8 protein-coding genes are annotated in these 8,041 nt (G+C 55.8%); 7 read left to right on the top strand and 1 reads right to left on the bottom strand.

Features of this window, described 5'->3' with window-relative positions:
* Positions 1-218 precede the first annotated feature (218 nt).
* Complete coding sequence (locus ABD013_RS17655; protein ID WP_343808984.1) at positions 219-473, top strand: FAD assembly factor SdhE; 255 nt, start codon at positions 219-221, stop codon at positions 471-473.
* Complete coding sequence (locus ABD013_RS17650) at positions 451-921, top strand: hypothetical protein (RefSeq protein ID WP_343808983.1); 471 nt, start codon at positions 451-453, stop codon at positions 919-921. Before ABD013_RS17655 ends, ABD013_RS17650 begins: the two co-directional genes overlap by 23 nt.
* On the opposite strand, the gene nadB is transcribed toward ABD013_RS17650, so the two are convergent.
* On the bottom strand, positions 890-2,512 hold the full coding sequence (nadB, locus tag ABD013_RS17645) for an L-aspartate oxidase (protein ID WP_343808982.1): 1,623 nt from the start codon (positions 2,510-2,512) through the stop codon (positions 890-892). The two genes, ABD013_RS17650 and nadB, sit on opposite strands and share 32 nt — an antisense overlap.
* 244 nt (positions 2,513-2,756) lie before the next feature.
* On the opposite strand from nadB, the gene rpoE reads away from it, so the two are divergent.
* The 5 genes from rpoE to lepA all read left to right on the top strand — a co-directional run bounded on the left by rpoE (position 2,757) and on the right by lepA (position 8,034).
* Positions 2,757-3,344, top strand: coding sequence for an RNA polymerase sigma factor RpoE (gene rpoE / locus ABD013_RS17640; RefSeq protein ID WP_343808981.1), 588 nt, complete (start codon positions 2,757-2,759; stop codon positions 3,342-3,344).
* Between the two features lie 46 nt (positions 3,345-3,390).
* Positions 3,391-4,218 (top strand): MucB/RseB C-terminal domain-containing protein, encoded by an 828-nt coding sequence (locus tag ABD013_RS17635; RefSeq protein ID WP_343808980.1) that lies wholly within the window; start codon positions 3,391-3,393, stop codon positions 4,216-4,218.
* A 15-nt stretch (positions 4,219-4,233) separates the two neighbouring features.
* Positions 4,234-4,668, top strand: coding sequence for a SoxR reducing system RseC family protein (locus ABD013_RS17630; RefSeq protein ID WP_343808979.1), 435 nt, complete (start codon positions 4,234-4,236; stop codon positions 4,666-4,668).
* Between the two features lie 20 nt (positions 4,669-4,688).
* The gene (locus tag ABD013_RS17625; RefSeq protein ID WP_343808978.1) at positions 4,689-6,095 is read left to right on the top strand and encodes a DegQ family serine endoprotease; all 1,407 of its coding nucleotides are present in this window, start codon (positions 4,689-4,691) and stop codon (positions 6,093-6,095) included.
* A 139-nt stretch (positions 6,096-6,234) separates the two neighbouring features.
* Complete coding sequence (gene lepA / locus ABD013_RS17620; RefSeq protein WP_343808977.1) at positions 6,235-8,034, top strand: translation elongation factor 4; 1,800 nt, start codon at positions 6,235-6,237, stop codon at positions 8,032-8,034.
* Positions 8,035-8,041: the final 7 nt, after the last annotated feature.

Raw genomic sequence — 8,041 nt, 5'->3', positions numbered from 1 at the left:
CTCAGCAGTGAAACGCGTCATCGCCGATGGTAGTGTGGGGCTTCCCCATGTGAGAGTAGGTCATCGCCAAGCATTTAATTAAGTGAAAACCCCGGTCTCGATGAGGCCGGGGTTTTTGCGTTATGGGTGTTGTATCAAAGTAGGACTACTTTGGGATGGTAGAGAGCAGGGGTAACCGGTAAGATTCGCCTCTCTTGTTAACGCATTGGGATGAACAGATGTATACAGAAGATGATGTGCGTCGACTGACCTGGCAGTGCCGTCGAGGCATGCTGGAACTGGATGTACTGCTGGTACCCTTTATGGAAGAGGCATTTCGCGATTTGGCAGAAGACGATAAAGATCGTTTTGTTCGTTTGCTGGATTGTGAGGATCAGGACTTGTTTGTCTGGTTCATGCAGCGTGGTGAATCCGAAGATCCTGATTTGCAGCGGATAGTGAACATTATCCTTGAACGCGTTCAGCCCGATTAAAATCCATCTGCGCCGCGGCCGCAGGCTGCTGCGCATCCTTTATCCTGCGACCCTGTTTCTGGGGGGCGCCGCTCTGTTCCATTTGTCTGCAGAGCCTGAACGCCTGGTATTGGTCCTGGTTGCCTACCTGCTGGTTGGCAGTGTCATTGTATGGCAACTGATGGTTATGGATGCGGCTGACGAAGTTTGTGGCCTGGACTGGGATGTTGAGCACAAAATGATGTCTGTGCTGACGCTCGAAGGTAACTGGGTGCCTGTGGATAAGCTTTATCGACGCTTATCCGTACAAGGTGTTGTTCATTTGTTGCTGTTGCAGCGACGGGACCGAGCATTGCCCAGCTGGCTGTGGATAACGCCTGACCGTTTGAGCGCTGATGAGGCCAGGCGTCTGCATGTGGCTCTAACTCTGGGGCCGCCTATCGCACCGAATCCGGCCACTGAAAATTGAGAGGTGAGAGTACGGTATCCATCCTTTCCTGAGCCGCTTTGGGGTAATCCAGCGTATAGTGCAGGCCACGGCTTTCCTTGCGGCTGATCGCACTGCGGATGATTAGCTCGGCGACAGTCGCCAGATTGCGCAGTTCGATCAGGTCAGAGCTGACTCGGTAATTGCTGTAATACTCGGCTATCTCCTGCAGCAGCAGCTCGATGCGGTGTTGGGCACGCTGCAGACGTTTGGTGGTACGCACGATACCAACATAGTCCCACATGAACCGACGCAACTCATCCCAGTTGTGCGAGATGATGACGTCTTCGTCCGAATTGGTCACCAGAGACTCATCCCAGTGGGGCAGTTCAACGGTTTCAAATTGGCTCTGCTCTAGCGCGTTACTGATGGAACGCGCGGCGGCCATGCCAAAGACGATGCATTCCAGTAGAGAGTTTGAAGCCAGGCGGTTGGCGCCATGCAGTCCGGTAAAGGCTGTTTCGCCAATCGCATAAAGCCCTTCCAGGTCGGTTCGACCTTCACTGTCGGTCATTACGCCGCCACAGGTGTAGTGTGCAGCGGGCACCACCGGGATGGGGTCACGCGTGATGTCGATACCGTAGTCGAGGCAGCGCTGGTAGATCGTCGGGAAGTGTTCCTTGATAAATCCCGCCGGACGATGAGAGATATCCAGGTATACGCAGTCACAGCCCAACCGCTTCATTTCATGGTCAATCGCACGGGCGACAATGTCACGCGGGGCCAGTTCTGCACGTTCGTCAAAGGCCGGCATGAAGCGGGTTCCATCCGGCAGCAGCAGTCGCCCGCCTTCACCGCGAACTGCTTCGCTGATCAGGAATGACTTGGCCTGGGGGTGGTAGAGGCAGGTCGGGTGAAACTGATTGAACTCCATATTGGCGACCCGGCAACCGGCGCGCCATGCCATGGCGATACCGTCACCGGTAGAGCCATCGCTGTTACTGGTATACAGGTAGGCTTTTGCGGCACCGCCGGTAGCAAGTACAACCTGTTTGGCACGAAAGGCCTGGACGTGGCCGCTGCGGCTGTTCAGTACATAAGCACCGATGCAGCGGTTCTGAGGCAGGCGGAGTTTGCGTCGCGTAATCAGATCGATAGCAACGTGCTGGTCAAACAGGCTGATGTTAGTTGCTTCGGTGGCACGTTGCAGCAGTGTCGAATGGACTGCGCGGCCGGTTGCGTCGGCGGCGTGAATGATGCGCCGGTGCGAGTGACCGCCTTCCTTGGTCAGGTGATAGTGGTCATTCTCACGTGTGAAGGGAACGCCCTGGTCGATAAGCCACTGAATGCTGGTAGGCCCTTCGTGGATAATATGGCTGACGGCTTCAGGCCGGCTCAGGTCGGCACCCGCGACAAGCGTGTCCCGTATATGGTCTTCGGCACTGTCGTCAGGCTCAAGGACGGCGGCAATGCCGCCTTGGGCCATCCAGGTGGAGCCACTTTCAAAGTCGGCTTTACTGAGTACCGCCACACTGAGATGGCTTGGGAGTTGCAGGGCGAGAGTCAGACCGGCTGCGCCGCTACCGATGACCAGTACATCGTAATCCAGAGGGGTGCCTTGGGTAGAGCTCATATTCACATTCCGTACGTTCAGTGGAATCTATTATGCGGTCTCACACAGATGAGTGTAAGTCTGCTCGCCAACTAAATTTTTTTGGAACTTCATTCTGTATTCAGGCTCATAGTTGGTGCGTGCCTGCTACAGACATGAGGTTGCAATGGATTAGGTCGGCGTTACATACTGCATCGAAAATGAAAACGCCCCTGAGATGCGTGCTGGGGCATTAAAGTCGCAGCGACTTAATTAAGGATACCGAGTGTCTAACGAAAGTCAGGCAGCCAGCGATCAGGTGCTGGTCAAGCGTGTACAGGCGGGCGACAAACAAGCCTTCGATCTTCTGGTCAAACAGTATCAGCATAAAATAATCGGCCTGATAGGCCGTTATGTATACGACCCTCACGAAGCGATGGATGTTGCTCAGGAAGCCTTTATCAAGGCTTACCGTGCCTTGCCGGGGTTCCGTGGCGATAGTGCTTTCTACACCTGGCTGTACCGGATCGCCATCAATACCGCGAAAAACCATCTGGTGTCGCGAAGCCGTCGACCGCCAGATGTGGATGTCGATGTGGACGATGCTCACTATATCGACACTGATTCTGAACTGCGCGATCTGGAATCACCCGAGCGTGCGTTGTACCGGGATGAACTCGAGCGCGTGGTCAAGACAACATTGGACCGCTTGCCGGAAGATCTTCGCGTGGCACTGACCCTGCGCGAGTTCGAGGGTATGAGCTATGAAGATATCGCCAACGTGATGGATTGTCCGGTCGGTACGGTTCGTTCACGTATTTTTCGAGCACGAGAAGCGATCGACAAGGAGATCGCCCCCCTGCTTGCCAATTAATCGAGTTGATTGAGATATGTCGCACTGTGGCACTCGAGGAAAAGCTATGCATACAGCGAATGATTCCATCTCTGCATTGATGGATGGCGAAGTTGGTGAATTCGAGCTGCGCCGTACGCTGGAGCAGGTTGCGGATGACCCGGAACTGGCCCAGCAGTGGCGTCGCTATCATGTCGCACGGAGCGCTCTTAAAGGTGAGGCCCAGGCAGGGCTAAAGGTCGATATCAGTGCCGGGGTCATGTCGGCACTGGAGCAGGAGCCTGTCTATCATCCCTCGGTCTATGATCGCGAGCCTGATGCCGCCAAGCCGCAGAAACCCGTTTCACGTTGGTGGCGTTCGGTCAGCAGTATGGCGGTAGCAGCCTCCGTGACGGCTGTTGTGATTCTGGGGGCGGGCAACTTTTCCGAATCGCCCTCGCAGACACCCAATTTCTACCTGCCAGGTTCCAGTGTCAGTGGTGACCTGATGCGGACCAATCTCGGGCGTTCAACACAAGCTACTGTCGCCGGTTACGAGTCTCCCGATGTGATCCGGCTGTCAGATGGGCTTAAGAAATATATTGATCAGCACCAGCACCTGGTGGGGGCGCAGCGTGTACCTCAATGGAGTACGCGCTGGATGCCTGAAGGTTATTCGATCGTGCGTCACGAGTTGCTGCCGCACGGTGAAGTCATGGTGTTTGCCAACGGACGTGATGCGTTTTCAGTCAGTGTCGAGGAGTTGGGGCACCAGAGCCTGCCTGAAGGCGTGGCCCAGGCTGACGGCTATATCGCTGTGGGTAAACGTCGCGGAGACCATTTCGTGACCGTGGTCGGTGACGTACCGTTGATGATTGCCGATCGTATTGCCAGTGCTGTGCAGCCTGAGCAGTAAACCAGAGCAGTAAACATGATTGAAGAAGTTGCCCTTGTTTCGGCGGTTGGCCCCGAAGGGGTCAGAGTGACGGCTGCTCGCACCAGTGCCTGTGCCCAGTGTGCCAGTAAATCGAACTGCAGCCAGGGTGTGCTGTCACAGTGGGGGCAAGGGAAAACGGTCGAAATCGATGTCCAAAACCCCGAAGCGCTGCCGGTCCAGCTGGGTCAGCAGGTCGTGATCGGCCTGGAGGAAGGCAGTCTGGTTCGGGCTTCCCTGCTGTTATACCTGTTACCGCTTCTCATGCTGATTCTAGGTGCCTTGTTGGGGTCTTCGATGGGGATGGTCGAGTGGCAGCAGATCATGCTGGCGATGGTGCTGATGCTGACGGGGTTTGTCCTGGCACGCCGTTTGAGTACAGGACGGGGAGCTGAAGTGCGCTACCAGCCGGTATTACTCAGAATCGTTTGAACAGATAAAGGTGGTATTTGATGAAAGCAATCAGGATCAGTCTTTTTCTCGTTTTTGCCTGCCTGCTAACGCCCCTGGTCAACGCGGCGGCCTTGCCCGATTTTACCGAACTGGTTGAAGAGGCGTCGCCTGCGGTCGTCAACATCAGCACAGTACAGAAGCAGGGCTCGCAAACGCTATCCACTCCTTTTGGGCAGTTTCAGGGCCCCAACGGCGAAGAGATCCCGGAAATCTTCCGTCACTTCTTCCGTGAAATTCCTCAGTTCCGGGATCGTCCTCACCGAGCCCCCCGTTCGCTGGGGTCCGGATTCATCATCTCCCATGATGGCTATATTCTCACCAATCACCACGTGATCAAGGATGCGGATCAGGTCATGGTACGGCTGAATGACCGTCGTGAGCTGGAAGCCAAGGTGGTTGGTTCGGACGAGCGTACGGATGTGGCGCTGTTGAAGATCGATGCAGACGACCTGCCGGTGGTGCGACTTGGCCAGTCGTCGGAGTTGAAAGTGGGCGAGTGGGTACTGGCGATCGGCTCCCCCTTCGGTTTTGATCACAGTGTCACGGCGGGTATTGTGAGTGCCACCGAGCGTGCACTGGCTAATGAGAATTATGTCCCCTTTATTCAGACGGATGTGGCGATCAATCCGGGCAACTCCGGTGGTCCCCTGTTCAACCTCGATGGTGAAGTCGTCGGTATCAACTCGCAGATTTACACCCGCTCGGGTGGCTTCATGGGGCTTTCCTTTGCCATTCCGATCGATATGGCACTTGAAGTATCTGAGCAGCTTAAGGGGCAGGGCTTTGTCGAGAGAGGCTGGTTAGGTGTGTTGATTCAGGAGGTTAACCGTGACCTGGCGGAGTCCTTCGGCCTGAAGAAACCTGCTGGTGCCCTGGTTGCCAAAGTGATGCCGGACAGTCCAGCTGCGGCGGCAGGCCTGCAAGAGGGTGATATCATCCTCAGCTTCAATGATCACAGCGTAGTGCTGTCGTCCGACTTGCCGCCGTTGGTTGGAAGGATCAAGCCGGGTGAAAGTGCAGAAGTCGTTGTGATACGCGACGGGCGCAAGAAAACACTAGAGGTAACCATTGGACGTCTGCCGGATGAAGGCAGTGATGGCCAGCCCGCCGCTAAGAAACAGCCAGTGGAGACCAGTCGTCTGGGGTTGGTCGTGGCGCCATTGCCGGAAGAGCTCAAGGACAAATGGAGTGTTCGTTCCGGGGTGATCGTGGAGCAGGTTGAAGAGGGCGCGGCTGCCCGTGCCGGACTGGTGCGAGGGGATGTCATCACCATGCTTAATGGCGAAAGGGTAGAGACTCTGGAGCAGTTCCAGCGCATCGTGGAGGAGCTGCCAGCAGGGCGCTCGGTTCCCCTTCGAGTCGTGCGCCGTGGCAACCCCATGTTCATAGCACTGAAACCGGAGTAACTCCGAATTCAAGGGGCCGAGAGGCCCCTTGTCGTTTGTGGATAAGCCTCGCTGGTTCTAATGACCTGAGCCCCCTTCTTACGTTAAACTGCGTGCTCTTTATCAACCCTGTTTTCAGCTGGAGTCGGGTAGCCCTATCGTGAGTAACCTGGATCATATTCGTAATTTCTCGATCATCGCCCATATCGACCATGGCAAATCCACACTGTCAGATCGCCTTATTCAGACCTGCGGTGGGCTCAGTGACCGGGAAATGGAGGCCCAGGTACTAGATTCCATGGAGCTCGAGCGTGAGCGCGGGATTACCATCAAGGCACAGAGTGTCACCCTCGACTACCATGCCAAAGACGGTAAAACCTACCAGCTGAACTTCATCGATACGCCGGGGCACGTGGACTTCTCCTATGAAGTCTCGCGTTCGCTGTATGCCTGTGAGGGCGCGCTGCTGGTGGTAGACGCGGCTCAGGGTGTGGAAGCACAGTCAGTGGCCAACTGCTATACGGCCATCGAACAGGGCTTGGAAGTGCTGCCAGTCCTCAACAAGATGGACCTGCCCCAGGCCGATCCCGATCGTGTGCGTCAGGAGGTCGAAGAAGTAATCGGCATCGATGCGACGGATGCGATTGCCTGTTCCGCCAAGACCGGTTTAGGCATCGAGGATGTGCTGGAAGCACTGGTGCGTGTCATCCCTGCACCGGAGGGTGATGTGGAAGCCCCTCTGCAGGCACTGATCATCGATTCCTGGTTTGATAACTATTTGGGCGTAGTGTCATTGGTACGCGTCAAGCAGGGCACGCTGCACAAGAAGGACAAGATCATTATCAAGTCCACCGGGCAGGCGCATCAGGTGGATTCTGTCGGTATCTTTACACCCAAGCGTAAGGAAACCGGAGTGCTCCGAGCGGGCGAGGTCGGCTTTGTTGTGGCGGGTATCAAGGATATCCACGGTGCACCGGTAGGCGATACGCTAGTACCGGCCAAACACCCCGAAGTAGCAAGTCTGCCAGGCTTCCAGAAAGTGCAACCGCAGGTCTATGCGGGCCTGTTCCCGGTCAGCGCTGATGATTATGAAGACTTCCGCGATGCGCTGGAGAAGCTGACGCTGAATGATGCGTCGCTGTTCTACGAGCCGGAAAGCTCGGACGCGCTGGGCTTCGGTTTCCGTTGTGGTTTCCTCGGCATGCTGCATATGGAGATCATTCAGGAGCGCCTGGAACGCGAATACGACATGGACCTGGTGACCACCGCACCGACGGTGGTCTATGAGCTCCTGCTCAACAACGGGGATATCATCCATATCGACAGCCCGTCAAAACTGCCGGACCCGGGCAGTATCCGCGAGATGCGCGAACCGATCGTGCTGGCCAACATCCTGGTGCCGGAAGAATATCTGGGCCAGGTGATCGGACTCTGTGTCGAGAAGCGCGGGGTGCAGAAAAACATGCACTTCGTTGGCAAGCAGGTGCAGGTCACCTATGAGCTGCCGATGGCCGAAGTGGTACTGGACTTCTTCGACCGTCTGAAGTCGGTCAGCCGTGGCTATGCCTCTCTGGAGTATAATTTCCAGCGCTTCGAAGCAGCCAAGCTGGTGCGCATGGATATTCTGATCAACGGTGAACGGGTCGATGCTTTGGCGGTTATTTTGCACCGTGACAACGCTGAATATCGCGGTCGACAGCTGTGTGAAAAGATGAAAGAGCTGATTCCGCGGCAGATGTTTGATGTCGCTATTCAGGCGGCTCTGGGCGGCAAGGTGATAGCCCGTACCACCGTTAAGGCGTTGCGCAAAAACGTAACCGCCAAATGTTACGGCGGCGATGTCAGCCGCAAGAAGAAACTGCTGGCCAAGCAGAAAGAAGGTAAGAAACGTATGAAGCAGGTGGGACGGGTCGAGATTCCCCAGGATGCTTTCCTTGCCGTGCTTAAAGTCGACAGCTAAGGCCTGA

This window comes from Marinobacterium maritimum, from assembly GCF_039523155.1.
GTDB lineage: Bacteria > Pseudomonadota > Gammaproteobacteria > Pseudomonadales > Balneatricaceae > Marinobacterium > Marinobacterium maritimum.
The sequence above is the reverse complement of the archived record's forward strand: the minus strand, read 5'-3'. Positions and strand labels throughout refer to the sequence as shown.